Here is a 21615-nt window from a genome sequence, read left to right on the forward strand (position 1 = left end):
AAATAACCGATCGCATTGTATTAACACAGATGCATTTTTTTAAATAGAATTAACAATAAAACTTATATAGATATGAAGAAATTAGGGACAATGTTGGTATTTGCACTGTTGGCAGGAATTTGCCACGCTCAGGAAGTGAGTGTATTTGTTTCAGGCGAAGATGGCTATAAAAGCTACCGCATACCTGCTATTGTAAAGGATAGAAGCGGACAGTTAATTGCTTTTGCAGAAGGTAGGGTGGATCATGCCGGCGATTTTGGTAATGTAGATATTGTTTATAAAATTAGTCAGGATAATGGAAAAACATGGGGCCCATTGCAAGTTGCTGTTGACAATGATAATTTGCAGGTCGGAAATCCAGCTCCGGTAGTGGATCTATTGGATCCAGCATATCCGAAAGGACGCCTGTTTCTTTTTTATAATACGGGTAATAATCATGAGGGAGAAGTCCGTAAAGGAAATGGTTTGCGAGAATGTTGGTCAATTAGTTCGACCGACGGTGGTAAGACCTGGTCTAATCCAGAAAACATAACGCTTGAGACGCATCGTCCCAATCAACCATCCGTAAATGCACAATATATTTTTAAGGAAGACTGGCGGACTTACGCAAATACGCCCGGACATGCTTTACAATTTGATTCTGGTAAGTTTAGAGGACGTATTTATATTCCTGCTAACCATTCTGAAGGAAATCCGAAAGAAAATGGCAAGGACTATTTTGCGCATTCGTATTACTCGGACGATCATGGAAAGACATTCAAGATAGGGGCAAGCGTGAAATTTGAGGGATCAAATGAGACAATGGCTGCGCAGATATCGCATACAGGGCTGTATATGAATTCCCGTAATCAGCAAGGTAATGTCAAATCGAGGATTGTGTCTTATTCAAATGATGGTGGGGTTACTTGGGATACAACCTATTATGATAAAAACTTACCCGATCCGGTCAACCAGGGTTCAGTGCTTTCCTGGCAAAAGAAAGGAAAATATATATTGGCTGTGTGTAATGCTGCATCAACCGATAGAAGAGACAATCTAACCGTTCGATTAAGTAATGATCAGGGCAAAACATGGTATTTTAATCAGGTTGTGGCCAAAGCGCCGGAGGGTGTGAAAGGGGATTATGCCGCTTATTCCGATTTAGTACTTTTAAATAAAAATAAACTCGGCGTTTTATTTGAAAAAGAAAATTACAGCAAAATTGTCTTTTTGCCCGTAAATTTTAAGTAATCGGGCACATTGTGTTATCGATATAATATGCATTTTCTTTCATTTCTTCCTTTTGGTTAAAACAGGAAGGAATGAAAGAAAAAAATGAATCTTCGATTATTATGCAGCTTGCTCCACAAGCTGTCAAATAACGATATAAACTTAAATAAAACCAATAATCCAAAACTAAATGAGAAAAACCAAATTTTGGCTGGTGCTGAGCCTAATCGCAACTAGCCTGTCTATTTTTGCCTGCAAAAAAGACTCTACAGCAACAAAAAATCCGATTCCGGAAGTAAGTAAGGCGAAGGCCTCGACTAAGCTATTAAATGCGACTACCGTAGCGACAACAGATTACGAATTGATCTGGTCGGATGAGTTTAATAGTAGTGGGGGATTTGATTCCACAAAATGGTCTTATGCTGACAGGGGCACTGTCGCATGGAATAAGTATATGACCTCCTTGCCAGCTTATGCCTCCCAAGATGGGAGCAATCTCGTATTGCGTATGGATAATGCCGTTGTAGCCGGAGATCCTGTTGCTTATCATGCTGGAGGAGTTAAGTCGATGGGGAAATTTAGTATGACTTATGGAAAAGTTGAAGTGAGGGCTAAATTTACACAAGGAAGAGGTTCATGGCCTGCTATTTGGATGATGCCCGAACCCGCTACAGCGTATGGCGGCTGGCCTAGCTGTGGTGAAATTGACATTATGGAGCATGTCAACAACGAAAGTGTGATGTACCATACGATCCATAATGGCTCAGTTACCAATGCAAATGGTGGGAGCACAGCATCGAAATCTGCCACCTATAATACGACAGATTACAATCTATATACAATGATCTGGAGTCCGAACGACATTCGATTTTACATCAACAATGTATTGCAGTATACCTACGCAAGAGTTTCCGGTGGGGGGACGCAGCAATGGCCATTTGATGTTCCTTTTTATCTGATTCTAAATCAGGCTGGTGGAGCGGGATGGCCAGGGGCGATCACAAATGCTGACTTGCCCTTTAGTATGCAGGTGGATTACGTACGTGTATATAAGCTGCCTTTATTTAGTAATGGCGATTTCGAAAGCGGTGTCATCTATCCATGGACAACATGGGGCGGTGGATCATCGGTTGTTTCCACCGATGCCCGGACAGGAACCAAATGTATCCGCGAAACAGGCGGAGAGACATCTATTGAACAATACCTGACCGGTTTAACGCCAAATACGACCTATCGGTTCGGTGGCTACGCCAAAGTGTCTGCAGCTGGCCAGTCGGTCAGTATTGGTGTCAAAAATTATGGGGGAACTGCGATCGATGCGACTATAGGTACGACCAGCTACTCCAATAATTCGGTAACTTTTACAACTGGAGCCAATAATACTACTGCTACGGTCTATTTCTATAAACCCTTGAGCGGTACGGTGTATGGTGATGATTTCTATTTGGAAAAATTGTAAAACACAGTAGTTAGAAGAGCAGCGGTTTAGTTCAACCGCTGCTCTTTTAGCGATACTGCGTGATGACGAGAGCCTCGGTCCTCATTGAGGATGTCGATATAAACTTCATAACTACCTAATGAAAAATGTAAGATAGTGCTAAATAAAGGCCATGAATCTTTACATTAGTTAACCGCAGTATCTCCTTATTTCTTCAATACAAGAGTATGCCCATTTTGGTAGAGTGTCATTTTGTTTTCGCTACGTTCGAAAACTATTTTTACGCCAAATTGCGGTTGGACCAGCGTATTTCTATCCTTGGGTTTCAGTTGAAATGCCGGCTGACCGACAACTTGACCCAGCACCTTGTTGCCCTCTCTCGTAATATTTATCTGAATAGGAGGCTGTTCGCTTTTGTATTCGCCGACGAGGCTTGAAATTTCTTCCTCTGTCAATTGTATTTCCGCAAGATCAGGAAGTGGAAAAGGTTTTTTATAAAGCTCGCCAAGGCTGAACTTTAATATTTCATTATTATTATAATTGTTGGCATTGCTAATGATAGCGACATTATAATTACCATCATCAAAATGACCAGCTACCGAGGAGTATCCATCTATACCACCTGTGTGGCCAAAGCCCATATGTTCATAGAATGGCAATTGGAAGAAACCCAATCCATAGCCCTGATCTATTTTTTTCATCTCTTCCAGGCTTGCAGCATTGATTATTTTATGGCTAAATAAACCATTGAAAAATTTGCCCAGATCTGCCGGAGTTGACCAAACGGCTCCGGCTCCAAGCGGAACAGAATTGTCCGTGTGTGGTTCAAGGGTCCATTCGTGAGTGAATCGATAAGATTCGCTAACATCCCTGCTGTTATTTTGTGGACGGCCAAAGGTTGTCTCTTGCAAGTTTAATGGCTTACAGATGTATTCTTTCAATAAAAAAGCATAGTCTTTTTTCCAAACTTTGTCTAAGATATAGGTAAGTAGGATGTAGTTTGAATTACTATATGCATGTTTACTGCTGGGAGCAAAGTCGGCTCCGCCTTTGACGATGCGTTCAACAAGTTCTTTCTCTGTCTGTGGTTTAGTATTCCATGTCAAATAATCGTTGTCATCCGTGATATTGTGTAATCCGCTGCTATGATTTAACAATTGGCGAACGGTGATTTTTCCAGCGTCTGGAATATCTTTAAAGAATGCAGATATTGGTTCGTCTAACTTCAGTTTTCCGAGCTCAACTGTTTTTAGTACAAGTGTTGCTGTGAAAGTTTTGGAGATTGAACCTATTCCATAACGCGTATTTATGTTCGCTTTTTTTTTCTGCGCTACATCTGCATATCCAATTGCCTTTTGATAGAGTAATTGATCGCCTTTGCTGATTGCAATACTGCCCATCCAGACATTATTTTTATCAATGACGGACATCAGGCTATCCATGCGAACAGCTGTGAATTCCTGGGCTTTGAGAATGGGGCTTGATAGGGTTCCTAAGAGGAACAATAACACTGTGGTTCTTTTCATAATTTATGGGGAATAGATTTTTTGAGTTTCAAAATTAACGTGGAGGAATAGTAAAGTCCACTGATGATGAATAGAAATGCTGGAATGAAATAATTGCCCAATTGTTCGTAACGCAGGGCTTCTTCATGCTGTAAAATAAGTTTGCCGAATATGAAAAACTTGTTGGGCGCATAGAAGAATCCGACTCCCTGAGGATCAATAAATTTGGCCACGACTAGAAATACGGCGATGAGCATAAGGGTATAGATGATATAATAAATCATGTTTACGATCCCTTGTGTGAGCATGATAGGTACCCGTAATAAGGATACGGATTTGCGAGGAGATTCTATTGACGGGGTAATGGACGTTGACAAAATCATTTCTTTGATAAAAGTCTCTGGTAACCCGAGTTTATCTAAGATTTCTTGGAGCTGACTAGGCATGGCGTCATGGATTAACTGTGGGGGAAGCTGCTGTTGCAATGCCTCAAATATGTGGCTATTGATTTCACATAATATATCCTGTTTTTGCTCCAAGGCTAATTTTTTTACAAGAGCCGTTGCTGTTGACATGTAGTCTTGATATAGCCGAGCTGAGAATCTATTTGTAAAGGGTATCTGGTTATAATGCATGCGTCAAAGTGGTTAAATGTTGGTTTAAGCTTGTCCAGTACGTTCTCATCTCTAAGAAAGTACTTTGGCCTTCCTTTGTTATTTTGTAATATTTTCTTGGAATCCCAGTTTCCTGAGGTACCCAGTTCGATTCGACCAGGCCTTCGTTTTTTAAACGAATCAATAAGGGGTATAAAGTTCCTTCAGCAATATCAATGGCCGTTTTCTTCTTGACCTCCTGGATAAGATCATAGCCATAGTATTCCTGATCATAGGCAAGAATACCTAATACAACAAAAGAAAGACTTCCTTTTTTTAGCTGTGAAATCCATTTGTCAATAAATTCTTTGTTCATGGAAGTAAATATATAACAAAATACATAGTAATACAATGTATTGTTTTAAATTTTTAATATACCTTTTAATGAAGGAAAGTGTCTTAATTAAAAAAAGATGAGGGAAGTGGATTTGATGTTACTTCGATTGAGTTTTTTCTAAAAAAAAACACTTGAAGTGGGGAACTTCAAGTGTTTAACCTAACCAATTATTAACCTAAATTTATGAAAAGTATACTTTCTCAAGTATAACAAACTATGTTCAATATCTGTGCCATTCTATTTGTTAGTTTTATAATATTTTTCTTTGTGTTATTTTTGTTACGTATTATCTCCGGATTTGGTTGATGTTATATCTTATTTGGTAATATTTTTATGTTTTTAAAGATATTCGATAGCCTAAAAAAGTGCTGAGTTAATTTTCTATACTATTTTTGACTACTTTATTACCCAAATTGTCCTTTTGTGTATATAAAAGAAAACAGCGGTTGTCCCAAAATAGGCTAATTGTAGTTATGGAGCGTAATATTTGAAGAGGTCTTTCCACTCATCATCCAAATTACCTTTGTATACGTTTTGTTTGGCACGACGATACCAATATTCTGCATTCCACTGATCGCCTTCTTTGCGATGTAAATAAGCATGAACATGTGCTGCGTCAGTTCCGCCCAATTGATCGATCAGGTCATGCGCGGTTTTCCAATTTCCTTTTAGATCATACCAAAGTGACTTTTGTACCGCTGTCCAATGCTGAAGCGGAGCTTCAAGAGATTGAAATTCTTCTATTGTCATATTTTATTCTGTTATTTCTTTGCTCCAAATTTCATAAATATCGTCTCCTTTCGAACTTTTTCCTTTATGATGCCATGCGCCATTCAGGATTTCACCACCAAAGGCGAGTTCTTGCCCAACTCTATTATTGTCTCTCGAAAAGAACCGTATTTTTTCGGAGTACCGATTATTATTGTACTGATAGTCACCTCCGCCTGTACCATAGAAACCCTTTTGAGCAGGATTAATCGCTACCCATTGAAAATATCCATCAACCAATATTTTGATTGTTTTACGATCTGCTTTGGGAATATCTTGCATTTTGCCTTCTTGCTGGCGACCTGTGATCCGCCAAAGTGCGTCAAGGTCTTGTGGAACTTTTTTCTGCTTGATATAGAGATGGTAGCTATTGGCAGTTTTGAGGCGAAGGGAGTCTGCTTCAATCCGGTAAGGTAATTGGGTTGTTTTGCCAATGGCAGCCGAATCCTGTGAGTTATACTCGACAGCGATAGTGATCAGATTATGCTGCTTATCAAGTGCGCCGCCCCAGGTATGCTGAAAACGTTTTCTGACGTCATCGTAACTTATAAATGAAATATAATGGTCTTTAACGAGCATTAAATGTTTATTGATGCCATCCTGATACAGGTAGGCCCCGTCGTGAAGTTGCTGCTGTGCCTGGATTTTAGAAAAATAGATTCCAAAAAATAGAAAGAATAGGAGGGTACAATTTTTCATAACGGGTCTAAACTTGTTTCCCCTAAAGATACAAAATAAAACAGCGACACGAATGACGAACATTGGATTTAATCGAATCAAAAAAAGCTGACCAGGCGATGCCTTGCCTCCAAAAAGTTAGACACTTTTCTTGGCAGTTCAGCGAACGGTCAGCTTTTTTGATTCGGAGTTAAATGTATCTATTTAAATTTACTTGCCAATGCAGCTAGCTTGCTGGCCATATCCGTTTGTGGTTCGGCCTGCTTTTTAAAATCATTTTTTTTGTTTTTGGGTAGCGCAGGCTTCTCATCTGTTTTCATTGACAATGCAATGCGACTACGTTTTTCGTCTACTTCTGTTACCGTTACCATGACGTGTTGCTGTACTTTGACGACTTCATGGGGATCTGATATATAGCGATTAGATAATTGGCTTAGGTGTACCAGGCCATCTTGATGTACGCCAATATCAACAAAGGCACCGAAATTCGTAATATTGGTCACGATTCCCGGCAGTTTCATGCCAACCCGTAAGTCGCCAATGCTGTTGACCCCATCCGTGAATGAAAATGCTTCGAATTTTTCCCTTGGATCTAATCCGGGTTTTGCTAATTCATTTAGAATATCGTTTAATGTCGGTAGTCCTACTTCCTCCGAAATGTAATTTTTTAGGGGAATAGATTTCCTGAGGTCAGCATCTGTCAATAGGTCCTCCACTTTTTTTCCCAAGTCTTTGGCCATTTGTTCCACCAATGCATAACGTTCGGGGTGTACTGCAGAGGAATCCAATGGATTTACCGCATGGCGAATGCGAAGGAATCCTGCGGCTTGTTCAAATGCTTTATCACCAAGGCGAGGAACTTTTTTCAGTTCACGTCTCGATGCAAATGGACCATTCTCATTTCTGTATTTGATGATCTGTTGGGCCAAAGATGGACCTAGACCCGAAACATAGGATAAGATTTGTTTGGAGGCAGTATTCAGTTCAACACCGACCGCATTTACACAGCTGATAACGGTGTCGTCCAGAGAAGTTTGGAGTTTATTTTGATCAACGTCATGTTGATATTGTCCGACACCGATCGATTTTGGATCGATCTTAACCAGCTCAGCCAAGGGATCCATCAATCGTCTACCAATAGATACTGCACCACGTACCGTAACATCTTGATCTGGAAATTCTTCACGAGCAGTTTCGGAAGCCGAATAAATAGAGGCTCCACTTTCATTGACCATAACGATGGTAACGTTATTTAATCCGAGTTTCCGTACAAATTCCTCCGTTTCTCGACCCGCTGTTCCATTGCCGATTGCGATGGCTTGGATATCGTATTTCGAGACTAAATACTGAATTGTTTTTTTTGCTTCTGCCAGTCCATTGGCACCCGTATGTGGAAAGATAGCCGTATTTTCTTTGAGCTGTCCCTGCTCATCCAGAACAACCGTTTTACAGCCTGTACGAAATCCTGGGTCGATTGCAAGCAGCCTTTTCTGCCCTAGTGGAGCGGCTAGAAGTAATTGACGAACATTGTCGGCAAAAACTTTGATGGCTTCTTCATCGGCTTTTTGGCGTGTTAATACACGAATTTCAGTCTCCATGGAAGGTTTTAACAGACGCTTATAGCTATCGACCAAGGCGAGTTTTACCTGAGCTGCGGCATCGTTGGCACCCTTAACATAGATGGATTCGATACGGGGTAGAATTTCTTCTTCATTGATCGCTATATCTAAGTAGAGCAGCTCTTCTTTTTCCCCACGGCGCATCGCAAGCACACGATGGGAAGGTGCATCTTTCAAAGATTCAGACCATTCGTAATAATCTTTATATTTTAGGGCGGCGTCTTCTTTTCCAGGAACTACCTTTGAAACAAATGCACTTTTTTCGAGGAATATCGCTCTCGACTTGGCTCTCACTGTCGCATCTTCGGCAATGACCTCTGCAATGATATCGCGGGCACCTGCTAGTGCCTCCTCTGTATTTTTTACGCCTTTTTCTTCATCTATTAAACTGTCCGCAAGGGCGAGGAAATCGCCCGTTTCTTGCGCCAAAATAAGATCCGCTAAAGGTTGCAGACCTTTTTCACGTGCCACACTGGCGCGGGTTTTACGCTTAGGTTTGTAAGGCAAATAGATATCTTCAAGACTGGCCATGGTTTCGGCATTCAAAAGCTGCTGCTCAAGCTCCGCTGTCAATTTCCCCTGATCGTTGATAGATTTAAGAACAGCTTCTTTACGTTTATCTAAATCGCGCAGCTGCTGGAAACGATCTCTGATATTGGTGATTTGAACTTCGTCCAAACTACCAGTCATTTCCTTACGGTAGCGTGAGATAAACGGAACGGTAGCGCCTTCGTCTAATAGTGCTATAGTCGTGCGAACCTGTTTTTCGCTAATAGAAAGCTCGTTAGCAATAGTAATTTCGTGTGTTGATAAGCTCATTGTCGGTTTAATCTTAAAAAGTAGAGCTGTTGAATCACCATTCAACAGCTCTAAGTATATCTAATTATAAACTAAAGTAGTAAAATTAAGCAGGTTTATTGGTATTGTCCTGCTCAGGAACTTTTTTATCTTCTACCTCGTTGTTTTTAGTTTCAGCAAAATGATCGTTATACCCGTACGTGATGTGGGATGGCTCTTCGCCGTAATCGGGTTGTTTATGCGGATTATGTTCGACGACACCGGCAGGTGTTGTGAATTCATATTTTTTCTTAGGCTGCTCTGTTTCTGAACCTTCTACGGTTTCCTGTGGCTTAGCCTCTTCTTCGTGTGCTACTTGAGCCTTCTCCTCAGCTAAACGCACATCATTAGGAACAGCTTCTTCTTTTACTTCTGTTTTAACGTCTATGTCTTTCTCGAAATTATTGATTTGATCTGAAATTTCACGTTTGATACCTTCTGATGCATCTTTGAACTCACGTATTCCTCTTCCTAAACCTCTCGCCAATTCAGGAAGTTTTTTGCCTCCAAAAAGTAACAAGATTGCAAACACAATTAAGATCATCTCTTGTGTTCCGATGTTTAGAAATGCTATTACTGGATTGTACATACTCTTTTTCCTCTTCTTTTGATTACTAACTAGATGCTAAGGTACATTTATATTTCTATAGTTCTTAGACCCAAAAGTAAATTTAAGATAATTTTAAGGTATTTGAAACATAAAAATTACTTAACAAAGTGCGGTTATTTGATGGGTGTAAATTGTTATATTTTTGCTAAATATTTTTTAATATGACGATAGGGTAGCAATATCTTCGTATTTTTGTGGCTATTTTTTTAGGGAAATCGATTATGTTGGGAAATTTTAAAACATTTAAACCGTATTACAAAAGTACGATGGTATTGGCGGGGCCCGTGGTGATCTCACAATTGGGACATACACTGGTGCATACCGCAGATAGTGTGATTGTTGGACATTTTGCAGGAACCATTCCATTGGCCGCAGTTTCGTTGGTACATGCTGTTTTTATGGTTGTTATGGTCATCGGGTTGGGAATTGCTTATGGCATCACGCCGTTGATTGCACAGGAGAATGGCCGTGATAATAAAAAAGAATGTGCCATATTGTTGTCCAATAGCTTTTGGTTAAATATTCTCGCAGGACTCTTGTTGTTCGCTTTAGTTTACTTTGGTTCGATGTTGGCTATCGATCACCTCAACCAAGATCCGGCTGTGGTGAAGGAGGCAAAGCCTTATTTACTTATTCTGAGTTTATCGATGCTTCCGTTGATGGTATTTAGCACATTTAAACAATTTGCCGAAGGCCTTGGCTTTACAAAGCAAGCCATGAATGTAACTATTTGGGGAAATGTACTGAACATTATTTTGGCGATCATCTTTGTCAAAGGGATGTTTGGCATTAGCCCTATGGGGGTGAAGGGAGTCGGATACAGTACATTGATCGACCGTGTGTTAATGATGTCTGTGATGATGACCTATGTATTGCGATCGCAGAAATTTAAAGGATATATTCAATATTTTAAGGTGACATTGGTAGATCGGCAACGATTGCTTAAGATCGTGCGCATCGGGGCACCCGTGGCTATGCAATATGTATTTGAAATTGGGGCTTTTGCAGGGGCTTCCCTATTAGCCGGTACGATAAGTGCTACAGCGCAAGCTTCTCATCAAGTAGCCATCCAGCTGGCCGCGATGACGTATATGATGGCGAGTGGTATCGCTGCTGCTGCAACAATCAAGGTGGGGAATAGTTATGGTAATAGAAACCTTTTTCGCCTCGAACGATTTGCCATCACTTCGTATCAATTGGTGTTGATCTTTATGGTGATTACAGCGTCTTTGTTCGCGTTGTTGAATAATTATTTACCTTATATCTTTACCTCAGATCATGCTGTGGTGATTATTGCTTCCCAGCTGTTGATTATTGCGGGACTTTTCCAATTGTTTGATGGTACGCAAGTTGTCGGTCTGGGGGTGTTACGTGGTATGGGGGATGTGAATATTCCAACCCTTATCACATTTATTGCTTATTGGATTATAGGGCTACCAAGTGGCTACCTCATGGGAGTGGTATTTAACTGGGGTATCAAGGGGATTTGGTATGGGCTGACATTAGGCTTGTTAACCTCTTCGCTTTTACTTTATCTGCGGTTTCAATTGGTGATCAAGAAGAAGAAAATACAATTCGAACAAAGTATGTTTAAGTAACAAAAAATATATTTTAAATAATAAAAATGCCCCAAATAAGTGTCTAACTTTTTGGGGCATGTCTATTTAAGAGCCTTTTTTATTTATCAATTTTGATGGCTAGATTACTCTATTGCTATCCCAATTTTCCAGGTAGTCCGCCACCCGTTTTAAGAAGGTACCTCCGAGGGCACCATCGATTGCACGGTGGTCATAAGAAAGTGAAAGATACATCATATGTCTAATACCAATCATATCACCATACTCTGTTTCTATGACTGCTGGTTTTTTCGTAATTGTACCTACAGCCAAGATTGCAGCTTGCGGTTGGTTAATGATAGGAGTTCCCATAATATTGCCAAAAGCGCCGATATTGGTGAATGTAAATGTGCCATCTTGTGTGTCGTCAGGTTTTAATTTATTTGCCCGTGACCGTTGTGCGAGGTCGTTGACACTTTTACTCAAACCTACTAAGCTTAATTGATCTGCATTTTTGATAACAGGAACGATGAGATTGCCATTAGGCAATGCTGCCGCCATACCAATATTGATGTTTTTCTTCTTGATGATATTGTAACCGTCGATCGAGATATTGACCAATGGAAAATCTTTGAGCGCCTTGCTAATCGCCTCGATAAACAAAGGGGTGAACGTAATGTTTTCTCCCTCGCGTTTTTTATAGGCATCTTTAACTTTATTGCGCCACAAAACTAAATTGGTTACATCTGCCTCAACAAAAGAACATACATGGGGAGAGGTTTGTACACTTTTGACCATATGGTCTGCAATCAACCTTCGCATGCGGTCCATTTCAATGATTTCATCACTGCCATTGGCAACAGTGTGAACATGCGATGGAGCGGTAGAGATTATTTTCGGAGATTCTGTAGCCGTGTTCGTGTGCTCTGCCGGAATAGACTTTGGTGTTTTTGCCGATGAATCTCGATGTGTTACATAGTTTAAAATATCTTCCTTTGTCACTCTTCCCTCTGCTCCAGTACCCTGGATACGGTCAAGTTCATCTTGGGACAATCCTTCGTGACGTGCGATATTCTTTACTAAAGGTGAATAGAAACGAAGGGTATTCTCGTAGGGAGAAGACGAAATTTCAGCCGCTACATTTGGCAGCTGGTCTACACCAGGGATATTCAACTCTATGATCTCTTCGGGAGCTGTCGCTGAAGGAGCTGTATTTTCTTGTGCTTGAATCGCAGGTTCTTCATTTTCGCCCTCAATTTCTATAATTGCAACGACTTCACCAACTTGGACAGTCTGGTCTACGGTATAGCAATGCTCTTTTAAAACACCTTTTACAGGGGAAGGTACCTCTGAATCAACTTTGTCCGTTGCGATTTCCAATAAAGTGTCATCTTCATCAATCAGGTCACCAGGTTGTTTTAACCATTTTGTGATTGTTGCCTCGGATACACTTTCTCCCATTTTTGGGAGCAAGAGTTTATATAAAGCCATATTTTTTAGCAATCTCGTTATAGAAAAACGAAGTTAAATAAATTGTGGTTTACTTTCAACAATTTAAAATATTATTCCTTAAATAACGTATTCTTTGAAATATTATTTTACTTTATTGTGTGTCTTGTTCTTTTTCTTTTACCAGCAACTTCCACAAAAGTAATAAAGCATTCATACGGGTACGTTCGATGTTGATCAGTCTTTCGTTATTAAACTGAAACTTCTTGGTTAAAACTTCTTTTTTTCCCGCAACAGCTACCCAGATAGTGCCAACTGGTTTCTCAACTGTTCCACCACCTGGCCCCGCTATCCCAGTTGTCGCAATAGCATAATCCGACGAAAATGCCTTTTTTGAACCGGAAGCCATTTCGATAGCAGTCTGCTCACTTACTGCGCCATATTGGATCAGTGTTGCTTCTTTGACGTTCAACAATTGTTGTTTTAAAGCGTTGGAGTAGGGGATAGTACCACCAAGGAATATAACGCTGCTTCCTGCTACTGCGGTTATTGAAGCGGCAAGGCTACCACCTGTACAGCTTTCTGCGGTAGTCAATGTAGCACCTCGGCGGCTAAGCTCTTTAATTAAATAAGGTTCGATGCTGGTATCATAATCTGCAATGACATATTGTTGTAAACGATGGAGTAGCTTTGTTTTAAAAAGGGCAACCTGGAGCATAATGTCAGATTTATTCCTGCTTTTACCAGAGAGTCTCAATCGGATAAAGGCCAAGGTTGGTAGATAGGCCAATTTTATGCTTGAAGGAAGTTCTGATTCGATATCCTTTATTTCTTCTGCCAAATAGGATTCTCCGATTCCGCCGACCAAAATTGTCTCATGACAGATAAATAAGTCAGGATCCTGTTTGGCTAATAAAGGCAGCACATGTTTTTCCATCAGAAATTTCATCTCAAATGGCACTCCAGGCATAAAAATAAACTTCTTTTGGTTCTGGTGTACCAGCATGCCGGGTGCAGTGCCATAGTCGTTAAATAGGACTTCACAATTTGCCAAAACATCGGCCTGCTGCAGATTGATGTCGAGCATTTTTAGATTGCGTGATTCAAATATGTTGGTCACGTGCCGAAGTACATGCTCATCCCGTATCAAGGTGGTTCCAAAATACGCTGCGGCGGTTTTTTTTGTTACATCATCTTTCGTCGGGCCCAGACCTCCGGTGATTAAAATAAGATCTGCCCGAACTGAGGCCTCCTTCAATGTCGTTGAAATAGCCTCTTCAGTATCAGGGATCGATGTCATTTGAACGATATCGACTTCGAATTGGAGCAGTTGCTTGGCAATCCAGCCTGAATTGGTATCAATGATCTGCCCGATGAGGATCTCATCGCCTATGGTAATAATCTCTGCTTTCATCTTTAAAATAATTATGAAAATAATTATGAAACCACCTCCCTACTTTGAAAAATACATCTGCGGGGTATAGTGTTGGATTTTCTCAATCTTTTGGTGTTAAAATGTCCATGCGCTAGCGCCTAAAAAATGAAAATTCAATACCAGAAGATTCAGGATATAAACTTACATAAAATTGCGGCTCAACGAAATGTTAAAAATGTATTTGATGGAAGAAGTTTTTTGAAAAGAAGCTGATGGTTCTGCTGACCAATACAAGTACGGCATTTCAAAAAAAAGCAGTTATTTTAAAAATAACTGCCTCCTGAACTGGCTCTTTTTGTGAGCTTAAGATCTTGTAAGATCGATGCCTTTGCACGTATGGTGACGTTATAGCTTCGGAACCGGCCGAAAGGCATCCAGCCAAATGACATATCCCAACAATGCAGATCCCGATAGATATTGAAAGAGGTCATGACCACTTCCTTCTGTTTGAAATCGTATCCCGATTGAAAGGTGACTTTCCATTTTGGTGTAACACTGAAGTCGCCATGTAAATTCAATGTGCTTGTGATTTGACTTTCCATTCTCCGCGTACTGGAGTTGAACGATTTTGCCATATTGAAACTGAACGATGCCGCAAGATTCCATGGGATATTAAAGTCCACAAATGCATTTGGATCTGAGCTGATTCGAGCCAAGGCCTGTGCTTGCTCAGGAGTCATACCTGCTCCAGACATTTCTTTTCTTAAAGAATCAATATTGTTATTACGTGATTTCGCAGCTTTAGGATTCAGACTATAGTCAAAGGAAAGACCAAAGTTTGTCAGACGAGCAAGGCTACCGTCTTTAATGGCATAGCGATTGACGCGGACACCATTTTCATTGACCGAATAGGGATCAAATGTACCGTTGAAGTTTACATTCATCTTTTGGTCGAAAAAAGCTGTACGGCCAGAGAAAGTAATTGGGGACAACTTTAGCGAGTCGGCAACAAAGTTGTAATTTCCGCTGAACGTCAGACCTTGAAGAATAGGGATTTTCTTCATACCGCCATCTGTGGTATCGGATTTGCTTTTGACTTTTGCTTCGATGTTATTGTCAATGGAAAAGCCTATCCCTGCAGATTTTCCTGCAGAAGGAGATCCGTAGACACCCTGACTAAAGATTGAGTATACATTTCTGTTCCCATATTGATCGTTATAATGCTGATAGAAACCATATCTTGGATCCGAAAAATCGGGTCTATAGTTCAGGTTGATCGACGGTGTAACGACGTGTCTGATCTGCTTAAGGTTACCTATTTTAGGGAAATAATTACCATAAACCTTGGTCGAAAGTCCGGTCGAAACAGAGTAATCGTATGCACGATTGAATCCCTGAACGGTATCGATACGTTGTTTATAACCTGCGGCGGTATTGTCGATGCTTTGTCTTGTACTTTGTAAATACCAACGCTCGGTATAGTTTACACTGGTGTTGAACTGAAAATATTTAAAAGCATTGAGTGATAAACTGATTGGAATATTGTGTTGGAAACCATTTTGGAATTTTTTGAAGCCTCCTGGTTTAAATAACAATGTATCAATGGTGCTTACCGAGTTTTGTGCTTGGAAACTATAACCGACATTGATGCGTTGATACCATTTTTGTTCACCGACACGGTCTTTACTGTCAAATGGATTGAAAGAGGATACGTTTAAGCTGATATTTGGTAAACTCATCTGTATACTGCGCGTAGCCATATCCTGATTATGCGTTAAGCTGGCCGTGAGGTTTACCTTGCCATCGGCAAATACTTTTCCATAACTGATGGACGAGCCCATCCGGTTACGTGCAAGGTTTTCATAGGTGTTTTGTGTACTTCCGGTTCCGGTATTTTGAAAGAAAGAACTTGTACCAAAGTTAACACTTGCAGAGAAAGATGTTCCTGGATTGGCTTCCTGGCGTTGAGTATGATTCCAAGTGACATTAAAATCCTTATTGGAGCCATAATTAGATGTTCCTTCAATACCCGTTTTGGTATTAGCATAACGGATATTAAAACCACCGTTAAATTTATAGTTGACGGTATAGCGCGTATTGATGGACGCTTCCCATGAACCTTTAGAATACAAGGAACCTCTAATCTCACTGTCCCAGTAATCGTTGAAGGCCAAATACCAACCGATATCCCGCATCGAGAATCCTCTGGTATAATCTTCCCCAAAAGAAGGGAAGAGAAATCCAGAAGCTCTTTTATCTGGCTTTGGGAAAAACGCAAATGGAAATGCCACCGGCATAGGTACACCCATCACCACAAGGTAAGCCGGACCGGAAATAATCTGATTTTTAGTGACAATTCCTTTGGTGATATGAATGCCAAAATGGGTATGCGGATAGGGTAGATTACAGGTACTATATAATCCCTTGTATATCGACATTTCGTCGTAGATATTCTTTCGCACAATATTGGCCTGGATAAATCCACCATCAACTTCGGTCATAATACCGTAGGTGTTTCCCTCTTGTTTTTCGTAATCGTAATAAAGTGAGTCTACCGTTTTCGGTGATTCACCATTTCCCATGATGACGATAGGACGCCCTACATATTTACCAGTTTTGTCATAGATTCCAGAAGCAAAAATCTTTTTCTTGTTTCGGTCAAGACGGATATAATCGGCAGAAAGTTCAAAATCTTGATATTTTACCTTTGCTCCGCGATAAAGGTGACTTATATTCTTGGCAACTTCAGATTTCTGCGAGTCAACCGCAATAATACTCACTTCAGCCTGCAAACCACTTCCTTTTTTCTTGGTCGTATCGCTTACAGATTTGGTCGTATCTGCAGTTTTGGATTTACTTGTATCTTGCGATTTATTGGTCGCCGAAATAGGATCTTTACCTTGAAGTCCGTTCTGTTTTAAAGGAATATTACTTTGAGCAAAGCTAGAATTGCCCATTGCAAGAATGATAAATAGTGTTAAAATGTTGATTAACGACTTCAAAATTAAAGACAAATGTTATTTTTGTGAAATAATGTTAAACTTCGAGAGACAAAATTAGTCAAAAAAGCAATAGAAAATATGTTAAATATCGTTATCTATTAAAGAAATAATATAGACTCATTTTGATTCGTTTATAGTAGAGCAAATAATTATTCAATGAAATCAGATTTAAGAATTAGAAAATGGTGTAGCGTTGTGTTTGCTACTTTGGGATTTTTTTTATTGAATTCTTTCAAATTAAACAATGGGCAGGTAGAGCCTCCGGACTACCAAATAAGAACGATTGTAATTGATGCTGGCCATGGTGGTAAAGATACCGGAGCGCAAGGAAGACGGTCTTTGGAAAAAAATGTAGCATTGGAGGTGGCGTTAAAATTGGGGAAACAGATTCAGAAAGATATTCCAGGTATTAAGATCATCTATACGAGAACAACGGATGAATTTGTGGAGCTTTATAAACGTATCCGTTTGGCGAATGCCAATAAAGCCGATCTATTTATTTCGATACACTGTAATTCCAGCGGTGCCAGTGCGCATGGTACCGAAACTTTGGTCTCTGGTTCGCATCGTTTGGGACAGCAGGATGCAGCCGTTCGTGAAAATGCTTCCTTATTACTGGAATCAAACTATAAAGAGAATTATCAGGGATTTGATCCAAAAGACCCTGAAAGTGCCATCATCTTCTCCTTGATGAAAAACCGATTCCGTGAAAAAAGTATTCGTCTGGCGCAGATGATCGAAGGTGAGTATGTGAAAGCAGGCCGATATAGCAGAGGCTTCTGGGAGAAAGGATTAGCTGTGCTGGCGGAAGCAGGTATGCCTGCCGTGCTTACAGAAATTGGCTTTATTAGTAATAGAGAAGAAGAGAGCTATCTCCTGTCTGATGAAGGGCAACAGGAGGTTGTTGATAATTTGGTTTCGGCTCTGAAAATTTATAAAAATTCTGTAGAACGCTAAACAGATTTGCTTTTATGCTGTTTTAAACTTAAATTAATGATCATTACTAAATAGGTTATTTGTGAAAATTTCAAACGAGACAAAAGTCGGCATATTAGCAACAGTTGCAATAGTTTTATTATTTATTGGATATAGCTTTCTAAAAGGAAATGATGTTTTTAGCAGCGATAATACTTTTTACACGACCTATACGACTGTAGATGGCCTAACTCCATCCAAGCCTGTCCTGGTCAATGGCTATCAGATTGGACGTGTTTCAAAAATGATTTTACAGGCAGATGGGAAGATCAAAACCGAGTTTAAGATCCATTCTCATTACGATATACCAAAAAATACAGTAGCGAGAATTTCAAGTACAGATTTGTTGGGAAGTAAGGCTATTGTTTTCGAAATGGGCAACAGTAAGGAATTGGCAAAGGATGGCGATTTTTTAACTTCAGGTGTTCAACCGAATATTATGGATAAGGTTGAACCCATTCAAAAACGGATCGAAACAATTACCATTAAACTGGATTCAACGTTATCGGTTGTCAATACTGTCTTAGACAAACAGTTTCAGGACGACTTTAAAAGAAGTATTCATAGTATTTCCACTTCTTTAAAAAATGTGGAAGGCATCACCAAAGATGTCGAAGGTCTAGTGGGGGATGAAAAGGGAAGACTGAATAGAATCATGGCTAATCTGGAATCTATCACTTCCAATTTTTCACAAAATGGTGAGAAAATCAATGCGATTATGTCTAATCTGAATAATATTACCGATAAGGCGGCCCGATTGGATTTTGAACATACCATGAACAAAGTAAATGCTGCAGTGAATGATTTTCAGGAGATCACAGGAAAAATTAATAGTGGTAAGGGATCTATCGGTTTATTGCTCAATGATGAAGCTTTATACAATAATCTTAATAATGCTTCGAAGGAAATGGATAATTTGATGAAGGACGTTAAAGAGAAGCCTGGGAAATATATCAAACTTTCCATCTTTGGAAAAAAAGGCGAGAAATAGATTTTAGCAATCAGATCAAATAATATACGTAAAAAGCCTGCATATAGCAGGCTTTTTTGTTTTCATGAGCTACCCGTTTGGCGGTTGAATTGGTCGTCGCGCCGATCCCATAAATTAGATTCCCCCATTTATGCTTTACCGATCCGGACTTTCCTATTGCTATGCTTATATCATGTTTGGTATTAAGATCGTTTTTATTGCCTTTTTACAGGGGATTAACACCGGGTTAATAGGGGTATACCCGGGCTAACCCCCTGTTATACCCCTGTTAACCCCCTGTAAAACCCCAGTTAAACTAGAAGCTGATGTTAACCAATGGTTAACAAGAGTATGATATGGTAAGTATCGAATTGAAATAGAAACGCCACTCATCGAGTGGCGTTTCTATTCTTCTAAATTCAGCACTTTACGAGCGACTTTATTAGTCGCGAAAGTAGGTGGTCTTCCGATCCGATTTCACCGTACTTTCTATAAGGTTTCTTTAAGCCAGGTAAAGAATTCTCTTTGCCAAACCTGTGCGTTTTGTCCGGACAGAACCCAGTGATTTTCATCCGGTAGGTAGACCAGACGACTCTTAATTTTTTTGAGCTGAGCCAATTGGAATGCAGCCAGTCCTTGTCCGATTGGGACGCGATAATCTCTTCCACCCTGAAAGATCAAAATTGGTGTGTGCCAATTATTTGCTTTTTCAATCGGGTTGAATGCGGTATAGGATTTCTCATTTTTGCTATCCCAGTACGCTCCGCCCAGTTCGTGGTTGGCGAAAAAGAGTTCTTCTGTGGTGCCATACCAGCTTCTCATGTCGAATAAACCATTGTGCGTAATGAACGTTTTGAAACGGTTTTGATGCACTCCAGCTAGTTGATAAACAGAGTATCCACCATAACTAGCTCCAATCGCCGCGCGGCGTGTTGTATCTACATAAGACTCTTTGGAGATATCGTCTATGGCGGCCAAGTAATCCCGGATTGGCTGACCGCCCCAGTCTTGGGAAATAGCTTCATTCCATTTTACCCCCCAGCCAGGCATACCCCTACGGTTTGGAGCGATGACAATATAACCTTGTGATGCAATCAATTGTAAATTCCAACGGAACGAATAAAATTGCGTCAGTGCGGATTGAGGGCCGCCTTCACAGTAAAGTATGGTTGGATATTTTTTTGCAGGGTCAAAGTTTGGCGGATAGATTACCCATGAAAACAGATCTGCTCCATCGGATGCCTTTGTAATACGCTTCTCAATTTTGTTTTCGCTGATGCTTGCATATTTTGCATCATTAACTTTGGTGACCGGAGTTAATGATTTGGTTTTTAGATCAAAGCTGAAGATTTCTGTAGCACGGGTAAACTTTGTCGAGCTAACGATTAATTTGTCCGCTACTTGGCCTACAATACCGGTGATGTCAAAGTCACCTTCTGAAATTTGATGTATTTTTGGTAAACTTTTAGCTTTGATATTGGTCGGTACTTCAAGTTCAAATAATTGAACGGTACCTTTCGTAGCAGCTGTAAAATAGATTTTTCGATTGTCACTGCTCCAGATAAAACTATTGACCGTACCATCCCAATGTGCTGTTAGATTTAAACGAATTGAGCTGTTTTTGTCAAATAGCATGATGTCATTTTTGTCCGATTCATAACCATCGGTCTTCATGCTGAGCCAGGTTAGGCTTTTTCCATCGGGAGAATAGGTTGGGGCTGTGTCATACCCATTCATACCTTCTGTCAGGTTGGAAGTCGTTCCGCTGGCGATATCATAGCGATAAATATCGGTATTGGTACTGACGGCATAGTCTGTTCCGAATTTCTTTTTACAGACATACAGCACTGCTTTGCTATCTGGAGACCAGGCAAGATCTTCGGCGCCACCAAATGGTGCCTGAGGGCTATAAAAGGCTTGGTCCTTCAATAGGTCTACCGGCTCACCAACTTTACCATCAATAAAACTCGCCACAAAAGGATGACTGAACTTACCATCATTGAAGGTATCCCAGTGCCTATAATCTAAGTTGTCATAGATATAAGCGTCTGACTTTGGCAATTCGGGATATTTATCTGTGCTGTGGTATTTTTTTACAAGAACGGACTGACTGAAGAGTATTTGTTTTCCATCAGGAGAAAATTTGACATTTTCTAAGGCGATATCACCATTTGTCAATTGAAGTGCTTCACCCTTAGATAGGTTCTTCTTCCATAACTGCCCTTTTAGTAAATAAATTACGTCGCCATTTGGCGTGATCTGAACGACTGTTTCACCGCCTTTTTGATCGGTGAACTGCTGGTTGGTGCCATTGGCCAGTGAAATCGTATATAGATTTTTTTCACTTGAATTGCTTTCCAAATTATAATTGGAAACACCATATACCAATGTTTTGCCATCTGCAGAAAGTCCTTCGGCCGAAACACGACCAAGATCCCAGAGTGTACTTGGGTTGATCGGTTGTGGCGATTCCGACACTAATTTAAAATTGCTTTTTCCACCTTTGCTTTCTTGCGCATTGCTTAGGTTACACGCCATAATCGCTAATGTAAGTATTGTAAGTTTTTTCATCTGTTTAAACATATCTATGCCGCTGAAAAATTTCTTCGCAAGTTACAGAATTTGGTCATATAT

16 protein-coding genes are annotated in these 21615 nt (G+C 40.1%); 5 read left to right on the plus strand and 11 right to left on the minus strand.

Annotated elements, in window-relative coordinates:
* Positions 1–72 precede the first annotated feature (72 nt).
* Both IQ31_RS12430 and IQ31_RS12435 read left to right on the plus strand, forming a co-directional pair.
* Entirely contained in the window at positions 73–1230 is a 1158-nt protein-coding gene (locus IQ31_RS12430) for a sialidase family protein (protein ID WP_075991255.1), read from the plus strand.
* Positions 1231–1399: 169 nt separating this feature from the next.
* Positions 1400–2668 (plus strand): family 16 glycosylhydrolase, encoded by a 1269-nt coding sequence (locus tag IQ31_RS12435; protein WP_145328192.1) that lies wholly within the window; start codon positions 1400–1402, stop codon positions 2666–2668.
* 185 nt (positions 2669–2853) lie between these two features.
* On the opposite strand, the gene IQ31_RS12440 is transcribed toward IQ31_RS12435, so the two are convergent.
* From IQ31_RS12440 to IQ31_RS28075, 7 genes are all read right to left on the minus strand, one after another.
* Positions 2854–4173 carry a serine hydrolase domain-containing protein gene (locus IQ31_RS12440; RefSeq protein WP_145328193.1) on the minus strand — a complete coding sequence of 440 codons (1320 nt, stop codon included), beginning with the start codon at positions 4171–4173 and terminating at the stop codon, positions 2854–2856.
* Complete coding sequence (locus IQ31_RS12445; protein WP_145328194.1) at positions 4170–4727, minus strand: hypothetical protein; 558 nt, start codon at positions 4725–4727, stop codon at positions 4170–4172. Before IQ31_RS12445 ends, IQ31_RS12440 begins: the two co-directional genes overlap by 4 nt.
* Before the next feature lie 49 nt (positions 4728–4776).
* Positions 4777–5121: a PadR family transcriptional regulator gene (locus IQ31_RS12450; protein ID WP_070564875.1), complete on the minus strand. Its 345-nt coding sequence runs from the start codon at positions 5119–5121 to the stop codon at positions 4777–4779.
* A 492-nt stretch (positions 5122–5613) separates the two neighbouring features.
* Positions 5614–5892 (minus strand): hypothetical protein, encoded by a 279-nt coding sequence (locus tag IQ31_RS12455; protein ID WP_075991259.1) that lies wholly within the window; start codon positions 5890–5892, stop codon positions 5614–5616.
* Positions 5893–5895: 3 nt separating this feature from the next.
* Complete coding sequence (locus IQ31_RS12460; RefSeq protein ID WP_145328195.1) at positions 5896–6609, minus strand: hypothetical protein; 714 nt, start codon at positions 6607–6609, stop codon at positions 5896–5898.
* 179 nt (positions 6610–6788) lie between these two features.
* Entirely contained in the window at positions 6789–9026 is a 2238-nt protein-coding gene (locus IQ31_RS12465; protein WP_088160397.1) for a Tex family protein, read from the minus strand.
* A gap of 85 nt (positions 9027–9111) precedes the next feature.
* Positions 9112–9633 (minus strand): Sec-independent protein translocase subunit TatA/TatB, encoded by a 522-nt coding sequence (locus IQ31_RS28075; RefSeq protein WP_088160398.1) that lies wholly within the window; start codon positions 9631–9633, stop codon positions 9112–9114.
* A gap of 242 nt (positions 9634–9875) precedes the next feature.
* Between IQ31_RS28075 and IQ31_RS12475 the strand changes: the two genes are divergently transcribed.
* Positions 9876–11252 (plus strand): MATE family efflux transporter, encoded by a 1377-nt coding sequence (locus IQ31_RS12475; RefSeq protein ID WP_145328196.1) that lies wholly within the window; start codon positions 9876–9878, stop codon positions 11250–11252.
* Positions 11253–11351: 99 nt separating this feature from the next.
* Here the strand turns inward: IQ31_RS12475 and IQ31_RS12480 are convergent, their stop codons facing one another.
* From IQ31_RS12480 to IQ31_RS12490, 3 genes are all read right to left on the minus strand, one after another.
* Entirely contained in the window at positions 11352–12701 is a 1350-nt protein-coding gene (locus IQ31_RS12480) for a dihydrolipoamide acetyltransferase family protein (protein WP_145328197.1), read from the minus strand.
* Between the two features lie 112 nt (positions 12702–12813).
* Complete coding sequence (locus IQ31_RS12485; RefSeq protein WP_145328198.1) at positions 12814–14073, minus strand: competence/damage-inducible protein A; 1260 nt, start codon at positions 14071–14073, stop codon at positions 12814–12816.
* Positions 14074–14357: 284 nt separating this feature from the next.
* Positions 14358–16991, minus strand: coding sequence for a putative LPS assembly protein LptD (locus tag IQ31_RS12490; RefSeq protein ID WP_244294477.1), 2634 nt, complete (start codon positions 16989–16991; stop codon positions 14358–14360).
* Positions 16992–17192: 201 nt separating this feature from the next.
* Between IQ31_RS12490 and IQ31_RS12495 the strand changes: the two genes are divergently transcribed.
* Together IQ31_RS12495 and IQ31_RS12500 are read left to right on the plus strand one after the other, a co-directional pair.
* Positions 17193–17993 (plus strand): N-acetylmuramoyl-L-alanine amidase family protein, encoded by an 801-nt coding sequence (locus IQ31_RS12495; protein ID WP_145328199.1) that lies wholly within the window; start codon positions 17193–17195, stop codon positions 17991–17993.
* A gap of 61 nt (positions 17994–18054) precedes the next feature.
* Positions 18055–19002: an MlaD family protein gene (locus IQ31_RS12500; RefSeq protein ID WP_088160402.1), complete on the plus strand. Its 948-nt coding sequence runs from the start codon at positions 18055–18057 to the stop codon at positions 19000–19002.
* 468 nt (positions 19003–19470) lie between these two features.
* Here the strand turns inward: IQ31_RS12500 and IQ31_RS12505 are convergent, their stop codons facing one another.
* Positions 19471–21552: a S9 family peptidase gene (locus IQ31_RS12505; protein ID WP_145328200.1), complete on the minus strand. Its 2082-nt coding sequence runs from the start codon at positions 21550–21552 to the stop codon at positions 19471–19473.
* Between the last annotated feature and the right edge of the window lie 63 nt (positions 21553–21615).

The organism is Sphingobacterium siyangense (assembly GCF_007830445.1).
Lineage (GTDB): Bacteria > Bacteroidota > Bacteroidia > Sphingobacteriales > Sphingobacteriaceae > Sphingobacterium > Sphingobacterium siyangense.